Below are 18,569 nucleotides of genomic sequence, written 5' to 3'. Positions count from 1 at the left end.
CATGGACGCTGGGCTCAAGCGTGAGCTGGAGGAGAAGGTCCGCGCCGGTGAGCGGCTGACCCGCGAGGACGGCATCGCCCTCTACGAGTCCGACGACCTGGCCTGGCTCGGCGGGCTCGCCCACGAGGTGCGGACCCGGAAGAACGGTGACGTCGTCCACTTCAACGTCAACCGGCACCTGAACATGACCAACGTGTGCACGGCCTCGTGCGCGTACTGCTCGTTCCAGCGCAAGCCGGGCGAGAAGGACGCGTACACCATGCGCATCGAGGAGGCGGTGCGGCTGGCGCGGACGATGGAGGGCGACAACCTCACCGAGCTGCACATCGTCAACGGGCTGCACCCGACGCTGCCGTGGCGCTACTACCCGCGCTCCCTGCGCGCCCTCAAGGAGGCGCTGCCCGAAACGGTGTCGCTCAAGGCGTTCACGGCGACCGAGATCCACCACTTCGAGACGATCTCGGGCCTGACCGCGAGCGAGATCCTGGACGAGCTGATCGACGCGGGCCTGGAGTCGCTGACCGGCGGCGGCGCGGAGATCTTCGACTGGGAGGTCCGGCAGCACATCGTGGACCACGCCACCCACTGGGAGGACTGGTCCCGCATCCACCGCCTCGCGCACGAGAAGGGCCTCAAGACCCCGTGCACGATGCTGTACGGGCACATCGAGGAGCCCCGGCACCGGGTGGACCACGTGCTGCGGCTGCGCGAGCTCCAGGACGAGACGGGCGGCTTCCAGGTCTTCATCCCGCTGCGCTACCAGCACGACTTCGTGGACATGAAGGACGGCAAGGTCCGCAACCGCCTCCAGGCGCGCACGACGATGGCCACGGGCGCCGAGGCGCTGAAGACGTTCGCCGTCTCCCGGCTGCTGTTCGACAACGTGCCGCACGTGAAGGTGTTCTGGGTCATGCACGGCGTGCAGACGGCGCAGCTCGCGCTCCAGCACGGTGCCGACGACATGGACGGCTCGGTGGTCGAGTACAAGATCACCCACGACGCCGACGACTTCGGCACCCCGGACAAGCTCACCCGCGAGGACCTGCTGGAGCTGATCCGCGACGCGGGCTTCCGCCCGGTGGAGCGCAACACCCGCTACGAGACGGTCCGCGAGTACCCGGGGCCCGACGCCGGGCGGCGGGAGAGCCCGCAGCCCATGCGGGTGTGAGCCCGCCCGGACCTGGGAGACGATGACCGTGCGCTACGTGCTCGACCCCGTGGTGGACCGCCCGCTGACGGACGGCCTGTGCACCCTGTGGGCGGACGTCGTGAACGCGGGTGGCGCGGTGGGCTTCGTCCCGCCCGTCACCCCCGGTGACGTCCGGCCCGACCTGCTCAAGCACCTCACGGCCCTGGCCGAGGGACGGACGCGGCTGCTCGTCGGCCTCGACGCGGAGGGTGAGGTGCGGGCCACGGCCTTCCTCGCCTTCAACACGCACCGCCTGATGCGACACTGGGTGTGGCTGTACACCGTGATGGTGCACCCCGGCGTCCAGGGCACCGGCCAGGGCCGCGCGCTGCTCGCCGCCGCCGAGGACGCCGCCCGGGGCCTGACCGGCATCCGGGGCATCCGGCTCACCTGCCGGGGCGGGCTGGGCCTGGAGCACTTCTACGCGGCGTGCGGCTACAAGGAGGTCGGCCGGGTACCGGACGCCATCGACGCCGGGGACGGCGACCTCCGGGACGACATCACCATGTGGCTGCCCCTGACCTGAGAAGACCGTGGACATGACGGAACCGACCGGCAGGACGCCGGAACCGCAGCAGCAGAAGGAAACCACTGCCGTGACCAGCACGTCGCAGACCTCCCCGGCCCCCCGTGCCGCGCTCCGCTACACCCTCATGCGGCTCGGCCTGTTCGCCGGCTGCTTCGTCGTCCTGGCGGTACTGGCGCTGGTCGGCGTCATCCCCGAGGGCATCGGCAGGTCCAACCCGCTGTGGCTGCTGGCGCTGGCCATCGTCGTCTCCGCGCCGCTGAGCTTCGTCCTGCTGCGCCGGCAGCGCGAGGCCATGGCCGAGCAGATCGCCCCGCGCGTGGACCGGGTCTCCGGCAGCGTGAGGGACCGGCTCGCCGCCAACCGCAGCCAGGAGGACGACGAGCGCTGACCCGCGCCCCGTCACCCCGCGCGCGTCCCGCCCCCGCCGCCCCGCGCGCTTCCCGCTTCCCGTCGCCCCGAGGGGCGGCCGTAACCCTCGTCACACCTCTTCCGCACCCCGCCGGGAATCCCCCCGCCCCGGCGGGGTGTTGTGCTCTCACGTGTCCAGAACCCCAAGGCAGGCTTGGGGAGCCCCAAAGCCGGAGTGTTAGCGTGAGATCCATGATGAGCGCAGCCCCCGAGCCCGCGATGCGGAGCGTCCCGCTCGTTGCGCGGCTGCACCTCGATCTCGGCCGCTGCCGCAGCGCGGCCTGTCCCGGCCGTCCCCGCCCCTAGCGGCTCCCGCGCGGCCGGACGACAATCTCCGGCGCTCCCCCTTTTCGCGTGTCCCCCGTCCCCGCCTCTCACCGGAGTGTGTCCGTGTCCTCCCCCACGCCCCAGCGGGCCGCGACCGGGTCGTCCGACCCGGCCGCGTCGCGTCGCATACGTCTGCCCAAGGTGCCCTTCTGGGCGCAGATCCTGGCCGGTCTGGTCCTCGGTGTGCTGCTGGGCTGGGCCGCCCGCAGCGGTGACGTCTCCTGGCTCGGCACCACGCTCGACCGCATCGGCTCCACCTTCGTCCAGCTGCTGAAGCTGGCCGTCGCGCCGCTGGTGTTCTTCGCGATCGCCATCTCGATCACCAACCTGCGCAACGTCTCCAACGCCGCCCGGCTGGCCGGGCGCACGCTGCTGTGGTTCCTCGCGACCTCGCTCATCGCCGTGGCCATCGGCCTGACGATCGGCCTGCTCACGAACCCGGGCGCGGGCACCGGGCTGACGCCGGAGGACGGTGCGCGGCCGGAGAGCGCCGGCTCGTGGCTGGACTTCCTCACCGGGATCATTCCGTCGGACGTCATCACGCCGTTCACGGACCTGAACGTCCTCCAGATCGTCTTCATGGCCGCCGTCGCCGGTGTCGCCGCGCTCAAGCTGGGCGAGAAGGCCGCGCCGCTGCTGGCGTTCGGCGAGTCCGTCCTCGCGCTGCTCCAGAAGGCGCTGTGGTGGGTCATCCGCCTCGCCCCGCTGGGCACCCTCGGCCTCATCGGCAACGCGATCAACGAGTACGGCTGGGACCTGATCGGCCAGTACGCCACGTTCACCGTGGACGTCTACGTCGGCTGCCTCCTGGTGATGTTCGGCGTCTACCCGCTGCTGCTGAGCCTCGTCGGCCGGGTGAGCCCGCTCCAGTTCTTCCGGGGCGCCTGGCCCGCGATCCAGCTCGCCTTCGTCTCCCGCTCCTCGGTGGGCACGATGCCGGTCACCCAGAAGGTCGTCGAGCGGCTGGGCGTCTCGCGCGAGTACGCCTCGTTCGCCGTGCCGTTCGGCGCCACGACGAAGATGGACGGCTGCGCCGCGGTCTACCCGGCGCTCGCGGCCATCTTCGTGGCGGAGATCTTCGGCGTGAGCCTGGGCCTCCAGGACTACCTGCTCATCGCGTTCGTCTCGGTCATCGGTTCGGCCGCCACGGCGGGCCTGACCGGTGCGACGGTGATGACCACGCTGACCCTCTCCACCCTGGGCCTGCCCCTGGAGGGCGTGGGCCTGCTCCTGGCCATCGACCCGATCCTGGACATGGTGCGGACCGCCACGAACGTCACCGGCCAGGCCGTCGTGCCGGTCCTCGTGGCCTCGCGGGAGAAGATCCTGGACACCGACGCGTTCGCCTCGGCGCGCAGCTTCGACATCGGCGCGGACGACGAGGACACGACGCCGGCCGTCGGCCGCGCGCCGCACAGCCCGGCATCCGGCTCCGCCTCCGGCCAGGAGACCGCCCCGGCCCCGGCCTGACGCCCCGGCGGCCCGGACGCGCGCCGCCGCCGGGCTTCATCCGCAGGTGAGTGCCCCGCCCGTCGCCGTACGGGCGGGGTGCTCGTGTTCCTCCGCACGGGTCGCGCCCGCAGGGGTGAACGGTGAAGGGTCCGGTCAGATGCCGAGCACGAGGCGGACGGCCGTCTTGTCGATGACCAGACCCTCCGGGAGCTGATCGTCGGGGGTACCGGCGGGGTGGGCGGTGACGGTCGGCTGTGAGGTGCGGCGGTGGTCCCAGGCCCGGATCTGGTCGCGGATCCGGCCGGCGAGCTGCTGCCCCACGCGACCGTGGCCGTATGAGCCTAGTTCGGAGCGGCGCTCGGTTCCGTCTGCGGACGGCAGGCGGCGCACCGCGAAGTAGGCCAGCGAGTCGCCTTCGACGAGGGCTGGGCTGCGGACGGGGATGGCCGGGGTGCACAGTCCGCTGTCCACCGCTGTGCTGTCGGCGGCGATGCGGCAGGTGCCGGGGTCGGTGGCGGCCATGCGCAGCCATACTCCGTCGAAGGAGTCGTAGGGGCCGACCGTCACCCCCGACCAGGCTTCGGACTTCGGATGCGTGAGGGCGCCGCCCAGGGTGGTCGGGTCGACGGGCTGATCGGCGTCCCAGTAGAGCGTCACATGTCCGCCGGGGTCGATGGTGCCGTGGTGTTCGCCGTCCTGGCCGACCATGGGCACGAAGCCGCACAGCTCGATGTCAACGGCCCGCAGGTGGTCCTTCTCGCGGACGAAGGCGAGCGAGCGGGTCTGACCGCGCCAGCGCAGCGGTACGACGAGTCGCCCGCCCACGGCGAGCTGGTCCCACCAGGGCTGGGGGAGGTCCCAGGCTCCGACGGTGAGGACGAGCCGGTCGTACGGGGCATGTGTGGTGTCTCCGAGGGCGCCGTCACGAGTGGCTACGTGGACCCGCCCGTAGCCGGTGGCCTCAAGCGCCCGGGCGGCTTGGGCGGTGACGTCCGGGTCGATGTCCACGGTGGTGACCTGGCCGTCCTCGCCGGTGAGGTAGGCCAGCAGGGCGGCGTTGTAGCCGGTGCCGGCGCCGATCTCCAGGATGTGGTGGCCGGTCCGGACGTCGAGTTGCTGGAGCATCATGGCGACGACGGAAGGCACCGATGCGCACGAGAGCGGAGTCCCGTCCTCGGCCCGTTTGGTGATCACGGCGAGGTCGGCGTCGTACGCCTCCTCCAGGGGAGCCGCGGGCACGAAGTCGTGGCGGGGCACCGTGCGCATGGCCTGCTCGACGCGTACGTCGCTGAGCGAGCCTGCGGCGATGAGACGGTCAGCCATGGCCCGGCGCAGGGCGTCGGGTGAGGCGGGGGTGGTGGTGTCCATCGTGTCCTTCCGTGAGGTGCCGCGTCGGACGAGGCGGGGTCGGCCATGTCACCCAGCCAGGAGGAGGCAGGTGTCCCAGGTGGGTGTCCCGGTTGTGGTGGAGCGGGTCAGTTGGATTCCGGCCCTGCCCTCCAGCAGCCCGGGGGAGGCGGGTATCCGGTGCTCCACACGGCGATCAAGACGTTGCCGCAGGGTGGAGAGGCACGCGGCGATCGCCCCTCCGTCGTGCTGTGCGTCGGCGGCCATCCGCCCGGCGCAGTGCACGAGGCCGGCCCAACCGTGGCACAGGGAGACGTCGCCGAGCTGGGCGAGTTGCTGTTCGTCTGCGAGGCAGGCGGACATGGCCTTCTCGGCCTTCCGCTGGGCGAGGGGGTCGTCGAGTGCGAGGGCGGCGAGTTGCCGGGCTCTGGCCATCCCGGGGGTGCCGTAGCACCATGACGGCCGACCCGGACCGGACTGGGCGATGATGCCGTGGCGTTCCTCGCTACGGGAGATCGTTTCCGGCCACCACGGGGCCTCTTCAGTGCCGCGCTGCCAGAAGTCCAGCCAGGCACTGATGCGTTGGATGGCCTCGGTCTGCCCGGCGACGGTGATGTTGTGCAGCGCTGCGGTGGACGTCAGGGCGAGCGGGCCAGTGATGCCGTGGGCCATCCCGAGGTTCGCGTGGCCGCCATCAGCCGAGGGACGCCCGTCGGTACCGTCCGATGTCCACCAGCCCGGCAGCACCTGACCGCCGACGCGAAGGGGCTCGGTCAAGCGCACCACATAGTCCAGCACTCGCCTCAGCAGGTCGCCGCCCCCGTGGCGGTGCAGGAGGTAGGCACCGATTCCGGTGAGGCCGCTGATCAGGTCGAACTCGACCATCCGGGGATGGACACCGCTTTCGGCGCGTTGCCGTGCGGCGTCCAGGCGGGCCCGGGTGAGGCCGGTGATGTGTTCGTCCAGGGTGTTCAGCGCTTTCACGTACTCGGGCCGGGCGGCGGTGTGGAGGGTATAGGCGACGGCGGGTGCTCCGTGGAAGAGGCCGCAGGCTTCCGGGTGAGCGAGGACCGGCTCACGGGTCATGGCCGACACCCACGTGTGCACGGTAGCCAAGTCCCCTGAGCCGGCACGGGCATCGACTGCGTGCGCCAAAGCGATTCCGGCCGCCCCGGTGGACAGGGACTGTCCCCATCCCGGCGGCGCGGACGGCGTCATCGGGCTGACGCCTCCTTCCGGTGCCGGAGGGCGAGCGCGGCCTGCCGTGCCAGGCGACGGCATACGGCTTCGCCGTCGCGGTCGATACCGCGAGCACGGTTGTGGTGCATGTGGAGCAGCGACTCCAGGACGGCGGTGATGTCCATGCCGGCCGGCAGCACCGTGGCGTAGACGGCGAGAGCATCGGCCCGTGCCCGCCATGCTGCCGCGACCGGTCCGGGCAGCGCGCCGGGCTGTACCTTCACCGCATGGTCGGCCACCGAGCGGTCCGTTGGGTTCGCGGTGGGTGCGGGCTGGTCGGTGAACCACTCCGTGGACCGTTCGGTGCCGAGGAGGCCGCGTGCGATGTCCACCATGCCCCAGACTGTCAGCACCACCGGATCCTGCACGGAGGGGGGCAGGTGCCGGAGTTGGGCGGCTACGGCCACGGAGTCAGCGGCGAAGACCGTCTCCGCCGCATCCAGCACCGTCCCAGAGCCGTAGCGGCCGATCTCAGGCCGGTAGGTGTCGAGAACGTGTGGCCCGGCCAGGTCCTCGCTCCTCAGCTGGTCGGCCCACCGAGCCAGTACCTGGGCGTAAGCTCCCGCCTCCGAGGCGCTCGGGGTACGGATGCGTAGCCGTAGGTGGTCGGGTTCGTGGGCGCTGCGGTAGCGGACGAACCAGTAGGCGGCGCCGCCGCCGAGCCCGGTGAGGAGCCGGGGGAGGTGGTCGGCGATGATCTCGTTCATCCGCTCCGGATGGGTGGGAATTCTCGTGCTCAGCCAGCGCGAGTTCTCCGCCGCCGGGGCCTGCCCGTGCCGGTAATTGGTCACCAGCGGCAGCAGCCCGGCGAGTGGATCCGGTGCTGGCGGCCCGGCCGCGACCAGCGGCAGGGCGATCTCGTGGGGATGCCCGCTGATCCATCCCAAGGTCGCGGCGGTGTCCATACCCTCAGTCAGAACGGCCGTGCCCCGCCTTCTCAGATGAGAGCGGACGAGGGCGACGTGCAGCGGCATGTCGAGGTCGAGGCGCAGTCCCCGGTCGTCCTCCCACAGTTCCACCCCGGCAGGGCACTTCCACCGCTCACGCCAGGCGGCGAGTGCCCGGCGCCACTCCTCGGTGCTTCCGGTTACGGGCAGATCTTCGCTGGCGAGCCGCCACCGCGCCGGGGTCAGGATGCTGCGGCGGTAGCGCACTCGAGGCAGGAACGGCAGCCGCGCGTGCGGGCCCCAGTCGAACCCGGTCCACGCGGCCAACCCAGCACGGGGCACCTGGGCCAGGAACCGGGCCAGCGGCACCAGCTGCTTTTCGAGCGCCAGCGCGTGGAACAACTGGGGCTCGACCTCCCGGCGGCGGGAGACGCTGACCAGATGCAGCCGCTCACGGCTGGCGGTGAGCGCCAGATCCTCCAGTCCGATCACCTGCGCCCCGTCGGGCCGTCCTCGGTGTTCTCCGAGGGAAATGACGTGCGGCAGGAACGCCGGGGCGCGGGAGATGTTCTCCGCGTGCGGGTACACGGGGGGAACGGAGAGCTGCGCCGCGAGCGCGCCCTCGGTGACGGTCGGCAGCGTCGCGTAAACCCCCGCAAGGCCGGGGACCATGTCGGCGAAACGCGCGGTGAACGTGCCGGCCGACCGGCCGGGCGCCACCGACAGCGTGAATGCACCTCGATTGACGGCCTCGGCGCTGGCGGCGTGGACGCGGACGGAGACCTCCACATGCGCCGGGATGTATCGCTCGTCCAGGAGAGCGCCGGCCAGTGCCTCGACCGTAGCATCGGTGAGTCTGACTTCCCGGCTGCCCTCCGACAGCGACTGCCAGGCCAACCCGGCCAGTTGCTCGTCCCGCCGGGTCACCCGGGTGCGAGGCGCGGGGAAGACGCTGCCGGGGTACCCGGCCGGGAAGCCGAGACCGGAGTCCGGATGCACGGCCTCGGAAACCGGGACGAGCGAGCCGATGCCGTACCGTTCGCAGAACGCGGTGTACCAGTCCCGCCAGGCGGCCGGCCCGGTCGGCTCGCGGGTCAGCCTGACCAGTACGGAAGCGGCCCGCGCCGCCTCCTGGGCGACGCTTCGGGGGATCCCCACGTCACACCCGAGGCGGAGCCTGACCTCCAGTGGGGCGCGTCCGGCTGGCGATACGCTGCGCAGCCGCCCGGTGAGCGCCGTGCGGGAGCGGCGTTGCTCCTCCGCCGGTGCCTCGTTGTGGCGGCGCAGCTCCGCGCGCACGGCCTCAAGTTCCTCAAGATGACGGCGGACTTCGGGAAGCGCCTCGGTGCGGGCTTCGCGCAGCCGGTTGATCAGATGGCTCAGGGGGTCCGGCTCGGTGAGCGGGGCGCGCAGCCCGGTGATCAAAAAGCCCTGGCGGACCAGTTCGGTGAGCATGCTGCGTACCGTGCTGGTTCTGGCTGTGGGGAATAGGGGGGCCAGTTCCCTGGCCAGAACGTGGAAGACAATGGGGGAGGCGGCCGTCTCCCGCACTGCGGCGACCGCGCTGGTGTACCGGACGGCGACGCGATCGGGGCCATGTGGCACATGAAGGTGTTTTCCCCGGCGGACGGCCATGTCGGTGAAGACGACGGGCAGGACATCCAGCAGCCCGTCCACCGATTCCAGCCGGGAGGTGATGTCGGCCAGCCACTGCGCGTCAACCCGCGCCATGGTGAGGTGGCTCCCGGTGAAGGGGGCTTGCGCTGGGACGCCCACCGTCACCGGGGCTACCCCGGCGAACAATCCGAACGGCGTCGGACGTCCCGTCGCCCGTAACAGATAGCGCGCAGCCGACAGCGCGATGCGGCGCACTTCCTCCGGTGACAGCCTGTCGTCCGTGATCGCCGCTTCGATGCGGTCGGCAACGCCCTGGCTGGCTAGCCGGATGGCGTCAGCCGTCTCGGGACCGGCCCACGCTCGCCTCAGCCATGCCCGCACTCCGACCGGGTCACCGAGGTCGGGCCAGGTAGCCGGGGCTTGGCTCAGCGGCGCGGCGGTGGCCCGCAGCAGGGCGGCGTGGGTGTGCCGGTACAGCGGCGTTCGCACGGGTTCGCTCCTCCCGGTCGTCTGGGTCGATGGGGCCGGAGGATCGCCGGTGCTCCGGCTCTGACAGGCGACCCTGGTTGTATTGCGTCAGGTGCTGGTGCAGGCCGAAGCGCACGTTGGCTTGCAACCGTCGTTGGTGTCGCAGGCCGTGGGCATCAGGTCGCGGCGCACCTCGGAAACGACGTGTACCTCCAGGGCGAAGGCGTCCTCAATGTTCTCGGTCACGCGGTCCGTAGCCTCGGCGTGTTCGGCAGCGTCCGGCCTCATAGAAGTGGTGGTGGTCATCAGGCTTCCTCGGTGTGCTCGTGTTCTCCGTCCGGACGGGCGGAGGGTGGTACTGACCCGCCCGGCGCACTGGGCCGGGCAGGGGGTCGTTTGCCGACTCGGTGTGCAGTTAACGGCAGATGACAGGGAGTGAGGAAGGAACCTTTGCTGAACTTACCGCTGCTGGCAGCGGCAACCCGTGTCCCCGGCCCGGTGACCGCTGACAGACTGGTCCGCATGGCGCTACTGAACGGACGTCCGGCTGACCCCGAGGCGCTGCGCGTCCTCGCCCTCACCAACTACGGCCACTTCACCTCGATGCGGGTGGACGACCAGCGGGTCCGTGGCCTCAGCCAGCACCTGGACCGGCTGGTGCGCGACTGCCGGACGGTCTTCGGCACGGAGCTCGACATCAGCCGCGTGCGGCAGTACGTGCGTGACGCGGTCGGCGACGAGGCCGGGGCGTCCGTCGTACGGGTCACCGTCTTCGACCCGGGCCTGGACCTCGGCCACCCGGTGTCCGCCGACGACCCGCACGTCCTGGTGACGCACCGGTCTGCGGCTGCCCTGCCGCTGCCCCCGTTGCGCGTGAGGACCGCCCGCTACCAGCGGGACATCGCTCAGGTGAAGCACACCGGTCTGTTCGGCGCACTGCACCACCGGCGCGCCGCCCAGCTCGCCGGCTTCGACGACGCCCTCTTCGTGGACGCGGACGGCCTGATCTCAGAAGGGGGAACCTGGAACGTCGGCTTCATCAGTCCCCAGGGCGTGATCTGGCCCAAGGCCGACGTACTGCCCGGCATCACCATGGCCCTGCTCCAGGAGCTGTCCCCGCACACCACCGAGCCCGTCCCTGTGGACTCCCTCACCGGCATGCGGGCGGCGTTCGCTGCCAACACCACCATCGGCGTGCGGGCGATCAGCACCATCGACGGACTTCAGCTCGCCACCGAGCACCCGGTCCTCGTCCAGATGCGGGAGTCATTCCTCGCCCTGCGCGGCGAGCGACTGTAAAGGAGACTCGGGTGGACGGTCAGGGGGTGGCGCGCTGGACCGGCCGGGAGACTGCCGCCCTGCGCGTGGCGATGCGCCGGACCGTGCGCGCGTTCGCAGCCGACATCGGTGTCAGCGATCGCATGGTGTCCAAGTGGGAGAGCGGAGGAGAGCGGATCACCCCACGCCCGGGCAACCAGGCAGCGCTGGACACCCTGCTCGCCCGCTCGGGCAAGGCGGTGCAGGAGCGGTTCGCTCAACTGCTCACCGCCAGGGCCGCCGCCCAGGCTGACGAGCGCACCGAGGCGCTCCTGACGCCAGCCCACCGGCGGCGGCAGCACCCGGTGGACGGCAAGCTGATGGTCGTGGTCGAGGAGGGCCTGTATCTGTCCGGGCCCGACAACACCCCGCAGTGGCTGCCCACGTACCTCATCGACGTCTTCCCCGTGACCAATGCCGACTACGCGGCGTTCACCGCCGCGACCGGCCACCCGGCGCCCCCGCACTGGGGCCCGGGCGGCAACTGCCCCGGCAGCGTCGTCGACCATCCGGTGGTGTGGGTGACCTGGCACGACGCCTTCGCGTACGCGACCTGGGCGGACAAGACGCTGCCCACCAGCGAGCAATGGGAGAAGGCGGCCCGTGGCGCCAAGGGACGGACCTACCCCTGGGGCGACGCGGCGACCGCCGCGAAGTGCAACGTCCAGGAGTCCGGGATAGGGCACACTACCCCGGTCGCCCGCTACCACTCAGGCGCCAGCCCTTTCGGCGTCTACGACCTGTGCGGCAACGTCTGGGAGTGGTGCGGCACCACGGCAGTACCTGGCCGCCGCGTCCTCAAGGGCAGCGCGTTCTCCAGTCCCTTTGCCCACGCCACTCCGTCCGCCTTCAACGACGCGGCAGAGACGATGAGCGACAACGACACCGGCTTCCGCTGCGTCGATCCGGCGGGTCTCTCCTCGGGAGCGGGGCGGCGCTGACGACGGGACGTGACGTGGCTGTCACGTGCGATGACTGTAGCCGTCGAGGTGGTGCTCATCGCGCCGGCCCGGTGCGGACACCGGCATCACGGCACAGGCCCCGCCGCGCCGCCGCCGGGCTTCATCCGCAGGTGAGTGCCCCGCCCGTCGCCGTACGGGCGGGGTGCTCGTGTTCCTCCGCACGGGTCGCGCCCGCAGGGGTGAACGGTGAAGGGTCCGGTCACACTTCGTGCCGACTGTGTACGTGATCTGGCACAACGGATCGGAGTGCGGCAACCTACCGCCCCGTAGGTTTTCACCGGCTCACTGTCAGCACCGCTCCCGCCGCTGCCGAACACGGACCGTGGAGGACGGATGTCCGCACAGCACAGCACCGCACCCCGCGCGTCCCGGCCCGCCCCGGCCCGCGCCGCGGGCGCCCGTCCCGCCCCGCCGCCCCTGGTCGAGCCCCGCCTGCGCACCGAGCACGGCACCGTACGCGAGGCCGAGGTACCGGCCCTGGCGGCCTCCGCCGACGGGGGCTCCCTCGCCGACATCCCGTTCGACAACGCCGCCGTCGCACCCGGGGACGCCGTGCTCTCCCGCAAGCGGCCCGACGGCGTCTGGGAGGACGTCACCAGCGTCCAGTTCGCCGAGCAGGTGCGGGCCACCGCGCGCGGCCTGCTCGCCTCCGGGCTGCAACCGGGGGACCGGCTGGCCATCATGGCGCCGACCACCTACGCGTGGACGCTGCTCGACTTCGCCGCCTGGACGGCCGGACTCATCACCGTCCCGCTCTACCCGACCTCCTCGGCCGCCCAGGCCCGCTGGATACTCCAGGACGCGGGCGCCTCGGCCGTCGCCGTGCAGGACGTGGAAGGCGTCCGCCTCGTCAGCGGCATCCGCGGCGCCCTGCCGTGGCTGCGCCACCTGTGGCAGCTCGACAACGGCGCCGTCGACCAGCTCGCCGCCGCCGGCCGCGACATCCCCGACGCGCTCGTCGAGGAGCGCCGCGCCTGCCTGACCCGGGACACCGTCGCCACACTCATCTACACCTCCGGCACCACCGGACGCCCCAAGGGCTGCGTGCTGACCCACGGCAACTTCCTCACCGAGGTGGACAACGCCGCCGCACTGCTGCACCCGGTCTTCCGCTCGTTCGTCGACGAGCCCGCCGCCACGCTGCTGTTCCTGCCGCTCGCCCACGTCCTCGGGCGGATGACCGCCATCGGCTGCCTGCGCGCCCGCGCCCGGCTCGGCCACTCGCCGAGCACGGACCCGAAGGACCTGATCGAGGACTTCGCCGCCTTCCGCCCGACCTTCCTGCTCGGCATCCCCTCCGTGCTGGAGAAGGTCTACAACACCGCCCGCGCTACCGCCGAGGAGATGCGCCGCACGTCCTCCTTCGACCGCGCCGCACGCGTCGCCGTCCGCTGGGGCGAGGCCACGTCCGACGCCCGCAACGGGGAGGGGCGCGGTCCGGGCTTCGCGCTGCGGGCGGCCCGCGGGCTGTACGACCCGCTCGTCTACCGGCGGATCAGGACGGCGCTGGGCGGCCACGTCCGGCACGTCGTCTCCGGCGGCTCCCCGCTCGGGCAGCGGCTCGGCGCGTTCTTCGCCGGGGCCGGGATCGACGTCTACGAGGGGTACGGACTGACCGAGACGACGGCGGCGGCCACCTGCACGCCGCCGCTGCGGCCGAAGCTGGGCACGGTCGGCTGGCCGATGCCGGGCACCGCCGTGCGCATCGCCGACGACGGCGAGATCCTGCTGAAGGGCGGCAACGTCTTCAGCGGCTACTGGGAGTCCGAGCAGCAGACCGTCGTCCCGGCCACCGACGCCGACGGCTGGCTGCCCACCGGGGACATCGGCGCCCTCGACCAGGAGGGCTACCTGACGATCACCGGGCGCAAGAAGGACCTCATCATCACCTCCGGCGCCAAGAACATCGCCCCCGGCCCGCTGGAGGACTGGCTGCGCGCCCACCCGCTGGTCGAGCAGTGCCTCGTCGTCGGGGACAACCGCCCGTACCTGACGGCGCTCATCACCCTCGAACCGCACGGCCTCCAGCACTGGCGGCGCATGCACCGCAAGGAGGAGGTGCCGCTGCACCAGCTCGTGCACGACGAGGACCTGCGGCACAACATCCAGCGGGCGGTCAACGAGGCCAACCGGCTGGTGTCGCGCGCCGAGTCCATCCGCCGCTTCGCCCTCCTGCCGGTGGGCTTCACCGAGCACAGCGGCCACCTCACCCCGTCGCTGAAGCTGCGCCGCGCCCGCGTCGTGCGGGACTTCTCCCACGAGATCGACGCCCTGTACCGCGAGTAGGCGGCGCCGCCGGGTGCGGGCGCGGCCCTGCGGTGGTGCGGCGGGTGTGCCCGGTGGGGCCGGTGTGGTGGGCGGGTTTCGAACCGCATCCGAACAGACCCGGGTCGCCGCGTGCCGCCCCGGCCGGAGGGCCGCGCCCCGGCACACTGGCGCGGGTGAGCGACTTCTCCCGCCGGGCGGTCAAGGCCGCCCTCCTGCTGGCGGCCGGCGTGCTCGGCACCGCCGCCTGGTTCCCCGGCCAGCCCACCGCCTCAGCCACCGGCCCCGCACACCCCACCGGCGCCGCACACCCCACCGGCGCCGCGTGCACCGAGTCCGTGCCGTTCACGGCCCGGACGGAGGGCTACCGGGGTTTCCGCATCCCGGCCGTGGTGGACGCGGGCGGCGTGCTCGTCGCCTTCGCCGAGGGCCGCAAGGAGTCGCTCGCCGACGACGGGAACATCGACGTCGTCGCCCGCCGCTCCGAGGACGGGGGCTGCACCTGGGGGCCGCTGCTGCGGGTCGCCGACGCGGGCCGGGACACCATCGGCAACCCGGCGCCCGTCGTGGACCCGGCCACCGGGCGCCTCACCCTGCTGACGTGCCGCAACGAGCACGGCGTGATGGGCCACCGCCGGGTGTTCGTGCAGCACAGCGACGACGCCGGGCGCACCTTCTCCGCGCCGCGCGAGATCACCGCGCAGGTCAAGCCGGAGCACTGGAACTGGTACGGCACCGGGCCGGGCCACGCGATCGCCCTGCGCCACGGCCCGGTGCCGGGGCGGCTGCTCGTCCCCGGCCACCACAGCTACCGCACCCCGTCGGGGACGTACCGCTCGGGCGCGCACTCCCTGTACAGCGACGACGGCGGCGCCACCTGGCGGATCGGCTACACCGCCCAGCCGGACGGGGACGCCCTGCGGCTGAGCGAGAACACGTTCGCCGAACTGCCGGACGGCCGCGTCTACACCAACGTCCGCGATCAGGAGGGCACCGCGCCCGGCCACCGGGCCGACACCCATCTCGCCCCCGGCGGCGCCCGGTTGCTGGCCCCCTACCGGCCGCAGCCCGCGCTGGCCGGTCCCGTCGTCCAGGGCAGCACCCTGTGGGCCGACCCCTACCTGCTCTACTCCGGGCCCGCCGACCAGGAAGCCCGCGAGGCCCTCACCCTGCGGGTGAGTGACGACGGCGGCCGCACCTGGCGCTCCGGTCCCCGGCTGACGTCCGGCCCCTCCGCCTACTCCGACCTCGTCCGGCTCGACGGCGGCGCGGTCGGCGTCCTCCACGAGCGGGGCCAGGCGTCCCCGTACGAGACCCTGACCTTCACCCGGGTCCCCCTGGCCTCCCTCGCCCCGTAGGGCGGGGCTGTCAGGGAGCGAGGCGGCCGGAAACGGCAGGAGCCCCCCGCCGGATGCGGGAGGCTCCTTGGTGGTGCGGTGATCAGGCCGGGGTGACGTTCTCCGCCTGCGGGCCCTTCGGGCCCTGCGTGACGTCGAAGTTCACGGGCTGGTTTTCCTCAAGCGACCGGAACCCGGACGCGTTGATGGCGGTGTAGTGGACGAAGACGTCGGGACCCCCGCCGTCCTGGGCGATGAAGCCGAAGCCCTTCTCGGCGTTGAACCACTTCACGGTTCCGGTAGCCATAAGCCCTCCTTGGGCCTATAAGGGTCGCCCTGTTCCAGAACCTGCAAGACATCTTGAAGTCTGAAAATGACAAAAGCCTGCGGTTACATGCTCCGCAGGCTTTGTACTGCAAGGAAACCAAACTGCAACTCGCTGTGAGCGTAGCATGCTCCGTGCGGGCGCGGTAGTGGCCTCTTCAACCTCACGTCGTCCCTGGTCGTCGGCTTGGCGCGGGCCGGGCGTACCCTCCCCAGTGTGAGTGCACAGCCGAGTCCGCGATCCCGCCCACGGGTGGGCCACATCCAGTTTCTCAACTGCCTGCCCCTCTACTGGGGGCTCGCCCGCACCGGCAGCCTGCTGGACCTGGAGCTGACGAAGGACACGCCGGAAAGACTCAGCGAACAGCTCGTGGCGGGGGACCTGGATATCGGCCCGGTCACCCTCGTGGAATTCCTGCGCCACAGCGACCGGCTCGTCGCCCTCCCCGATATCGCCGTCGGCTGCGACGGCGACGTCATGTCCTGCGTCATCGTCTCCAAGGGCGAGCTGGCCGCGCTGGACGGCGAGCGCGTCGCGCTGGGCTCGACGTCCCGCACCTCCGTGCGGCTCGCGCAGCTCCTGCTCGCCGAGCGGTACGGCATCACCCCCGCCTACTACACCTGCCCGCCCGACCTGGGCCTGATGATGCAGGAGGCGCAGGCGGCCGTCCTCATCGGCGACGCCGCCCTGCGCGCCTCGCTGCACGACGCCCCGCGCCTGGGACTGCACGTCCACGACCTCGGGCGGATGTGGAAGGACTGGACGGGCCTGCCGTTCGTCTTCGCCGTGTGGGCCGCGCGCAGGGACTTCCTCGCCCGCGAACCGGAGACGGTGCGCGAGGTGCACCGCGCGTTCCTCGCCTCCAGGGACCTGTCGCTGGAGGAGGTCGGGAAGGTCGCCGAACAGGCGGCGCGCTGGGAGGTGTTCGACGCGGAGCTGCTGGCCCGCTACTTCACCACGCTCGACTTCAGCCTCGGCGCCGCGCAGCTGGCGGGCATCACCGAGTTCGCCCGGCGCACGGGGGCCGGCGGCGGCTACCCGGCCGACGTCCGCGTGGAACTCCTGCCGCCGCCGTCCGGACCGGCCGGTCCTGCCCTACTCTGAACCGCGCGCGTCCCACGGACACGGGACGGGCAGGGGGAGGGCACGGCATGGAACCGCTCGGCGCGGAGGACCCGCGGACCATCGGCGGCTACCGGCTGCTGCGCAGGATCGGCGCCGGCGGCATGGGACGGGTCTACCTGGGACGCAGCCGCGGCGGGCGCACCGTCGCGGTGAAGGTCGTGCACGCGCACTTCGCCGCGGACGAACAGTTCCGCGCCCGGTTCCGCCGGGAGGTCGAGGCCGCCCGCCGGGTCGGCGGCGACTGGACGGCCCCCGTCCTGGACGCCGACCCGGACGCGGCGACGCCGTGGGTGGCCACCGGGTACGTCGCGGGCCCCGACCTGCACGACGCGGTCGCCCGGCACGGGGCGCTGCCCGGGGACGCGGCGCGGGCGCTGGGCGCCGGGCTCGCCGAGGCGCTGGCCACCGTCCACGCGCGCGGCCTGGTCCACCGCGACGTCAAGCCGTCCAACGTGCTGCTCACGCTCGACGGCCCCCGGCTCATCGACTTCGGCATCGCCCGGGCCACCGACGCGACCGCCTCCCTGACGGCGACCGGCGTGTCCGTCGGCTCGCCCGGCTACATGGCGCCCGAGCAGGTGCTCGGCCGCGAGGTGCACGCGGCGGCCGACGTCTTCTCGCTCGGCGCGGTGCTGGCCTTCGCCGCGACCGGACGCCCGCCCTTCCCCGGCGACAGCCCGGCCGCGCTGCTGTACAAGGTGGCGCACGAGGAACCCGGGCTGTCCGGGCTGGACGGGGACCTGCGCGAGGTGGCCGCCGCCTGCCTGGCCAAGGAACCGGCCGCGCGGCCCGCCGTCACGGAGGTGGCCGCCCGGCTCGCCGGGGCGGGCGGCGCGGCGGCGCTGATGGTGGGCGGCTGGCTGCCGGGCCCGGTCGTGGAGGGCGTCAGCCGCCGCGCGGTGGCGCTGCTGGAACTGGAGACCGAGGACACCCCGGCCGACCCGCCGACAGGTCCCGGACGCGCCGCCCCCGCGCCGTCCCCCGCGCCGTCCACCCCGCCGCCCGGGGGCGGCGCGGGCGTGTCCTCCCACATCCCGGCCGGTGCCTACGCCCAGCGCCCCTACGAGGCGTCCGGCTCCCACGGGCCCTACGGCCCGTACGGCACGCCCGCCCCCTACGGCGGCCCCGTCACGGCCGGGCCGCAGGGCGCGCGCGTCCGCACCGGCCCGTCCGGGCACGCCCCGGTGTGGAGCCGCACGGGCCCGCTCCTGGCCGGGGGCGGGGTCCTGGCCGCCGCCCTGGTGGGCCTCGGCCTCTGGCTGCTGCCGCAGGGCGGCACGCCCCGCCCCACACCGTCGGACACCGGCGTCGAGACCGTGGACCTCGGGGACCCGGACACCGTCCCCGAGGGGTTCCTCGGCACCTGGCGCGGTGACGTGCGCTCCGACACGGGCCAGCACGGCGGGGTGCTGACCGTCGTCATCGAGGAGGGCGGCCCGGGCAGCGACGCGGTACGCATGACGACCAGGCAGGCCGGGGTCGACTGCGAGGCCGTCGCCAAGGTCGACAGCATCACACCGGAGGTGCTCACCGTCACCGACCGGCTCGTCGGCGAGACCCCGGAGCTGCTGGGCGTGCCGCTGTGCAGCGAGCGCAGCGCCCCGATCACCTTCACCCTGAAGCCCGACGGCTCCCTCTTCGGCTCCTCCGAGGACGCCCTCGCCGGGAACCCCACCGCCGATCTGGTGCGCGTGGAGGAGTGAGCGCCCCGCCCGGGGGGCCCGGGGCCGCTGGCGTACGCTGGAGCGGTCGTACCACCTGCCGGAAGGGACCGC

Annotated in this window: 15 protein-coding genes; 10 read left to right on the top strand and 5 right to left on the bottom strand. The window is 72.6% G+C overall.

Annotated features, from left to right (window positions below):
* The first annotated feature begins 1 nt into the window (after window position 1).
* The 4 genes from mqnE (at window position 2) to V1J52_RS23055 (ending at window position 3,923) form a co-directional block, all read left to right on the top strand.
* A complete protein-coding gene (gene mqnE / locus V1J52_RS23070; RefSeq protein ID WP_330141870.1) occupies window positions 2–1,168 on the top strand; it encodes an aminofutalosine synthase MqnE in 1,167 nt (388 codons plus the stop codon).
* Window positions 1,169–1,190: 22 nt separating this feature from the next.
* On the top strand, window positions 1,191–1,715 hold the full coding sequence (locus V1J52_RS23065) for a GNAT family N-acetyltransferase (protein WP_330141869.1): 525 nt from the start codon (window positions 1,191–1,193) through the stop codon (window positions 1,713–1,715).
* 70 nt (window positions 1,716–1,785) lie between these two features.
* Entirely contained in the window at window positions 1,786–2,106 is a 321-nt protein-coding gene (locus tag V1J52_RS23060) for a DUF4229 domain-containing protein (RefSeq protein ID WP_330141868.1), read from the top strand.
* A gap of 410 nt (window positions 2,107–2,516) precedes the next feature.
* Window positions 2,517–3,923, top strand: a complete 1,407-nt coding sequence (locus V1J52_RS23055; RefSeq protein ID WP_443075902.1) for a dicarboxylate/amino acid:cation symporter — start codon at window positions 2,517–2,519, stop codon at window positions 3,921–3,923.
* Between the two features lie 135 nt (window positions 3,924–4,058).
* On the opposite strand, the gene fxlM is transcribed toward V1J52_RS23055, so the two are convergent.
* From fxlM to V1J52_RS23035, 4 genes are all read right to left on the bottom strand, one after another.
* The gene (gene fxlM, locus V1J52_RS23050) at window positions 4,059–5,273 is read right to left on the bottom strand and encodes a methyltransferase, FxLD system (protein WP_330141867.1); all 1,215 of its coding nucleotides are present in this window, start codon (window positions 5,271–5,273) and stop codon (window positions 4,059–4,061) included.
* A 48-nt stretch (window positions 5,274–5,321) separates the two neighbouring features.
* A complete protein-coding gene (locus tag V1J52_RS23045; protein ID WP_330141866.1) occupies window positions 5,322–6,470 on the bottom strand; it encodes a lanthionine synthetase C family protein in 1,149 nt (382 codons plus the stop codon).
* On the bottom strand, window positions 6,467–9,484 hold the full coding sequence (locus V1J52_RS23040; RefSeq protein ID WP_330141865.1) for a lantibiotic dehydratase: 3,018 nt from the start codon (window positions 9,482–9,484) through the stop codon (window positions 6,467–6,469). The genes V1J52_RS23045 and V1J52_RS23040 overlap by 4 nt, the downstream gene beginning before the upstream one ends.
* An 87-nt stretch (window positions 9,485–9,571) precedes the next feature.
* Entirely contained in the window at window positions 9,572–9,769 is a 198-nt protein-coding gene (locus V1J52_RS23035; RefSeq protein WP_330141864.1) for an FxLD family lanthipeptide, read from the bottom strand.
* A gap of 216 nt (window positions 9,770–9,985) precedes the next feature.
* Between V1J52_RS23035 and V1J52_RS23030 the strand changes: the two genes are divergently transcribed.
* The 4 genes from V1J52_RS23030 (at window position 9,986) to V1J52_RS23015 (ending at window position 15,365) form a co-directional block, all read left to right on the top strand.
* Window positions 9,986–10,762, top strand: coding sequence for an aminotransferase class IV family protein (locus tag V1J52_RS23030; RefSeq protein ID WP_330141863.1), 777 nt, complete (start codon window positions 9,986–9,988; stop codon window positions 10,760–10,762).
* An 11-nt stretch (window positions 10,763–10,773) separates the two neighbouring features.
* Entirely contained in the window at window positions 10,774–11,721 is a 948-nt protein-coding gene (locus tag V1J52_RS23025) for an SUMF1/EgtB/PvdO family nonheme iron enzyme (protein WP_330141862.1), read from the top strand.
* 354 nt (window positions 11,722–12,075) lie between these two features.
* The gene (locus tag V1J52_RS23020; protein ID WP_330141861.1) at window positions 12,076–14,028 is read left to right on the top strand and encodes an AMP-dependent synthetase/ligase; all 1,953 of its coding nucleotides are present in this window, start codon (window positions 12,076–12,078) and stop codon (window positions 14,026–14,028) included.
* A 155-nt stretch (window positions 14,029–14,183) separates the two neighbouring features.
* The gene (locus tag V1J52_RS23015; RefSeq protein ID WP_330141860.1) at window positions 14,184–15,365 is read left to right on the top strand and encodes a sialidase family protein; all 1,182 of its coding nucleotides are present in this window, start codon (window positions 14,184–14,186) and stop codon (window positions 15,363–15,365) included.
* Window positions 15,366–15,447: 82 nt separating this feature from the next.
* Here V1J52_RS23015 and V1J52_RS23010 read toward each other — a convergent pair whose 3' ends face one another.
* Complete coding sequence (locus V1J52_RS23010) at window positions 15,448–15,651, bottom strand: cold-shock protein (protein WP_330141859.1); 204 nt, start codon at window positions 15,649–15,651, stop codon at window positions 15,448–15,450.
* 234 nt (window positions 15,652–15,885) lie between these two features.
* Here V1J52_RS23010 and V1J52_RS23005 point away from each other — a divergent pair, with 234 nt between their 5' ends.
* Window positions 15,886–16,773, top strand: a complete 888-nt coding sequence (locus tag V1J52_RS23005) for a menaquinone biosynthetic enzyme MqnA/MqnD family protein (protein WP_330141858.1) — start codon at window positions 15,886–15,888, stop codon at window positions 16,771–16,773.
* A gap of 47 nt (window positions 16,774–16,820) precedes the next feature.
* Window positions 16,821–18,497, top strand: coding sequence for a serine/threonine-protein kinase (locus tag V1J52_RS23000; RefSeq protein ID WP_330141857.1), 1,677 nt, complete (start codon window positions 16,821–16,823; stop codon window positions 18,495–18,497).
* Window positions 18,498–18,569: the final 72 nt, after the last annotated feature.

Source organism: Streptomyces solitudinis (genome assembly GCF_036323765.1).
Lineage (GTDB): Bacteria > Actinomycetota > Actinomycetes > Streptomycetales > Streptomycetaceae > Streptomyces.
The sequence above is the reverse complement of the archived record's forward strand: the minus strand, read 5'-3'. Positions and strand labels throughout refer to the sequence as shown.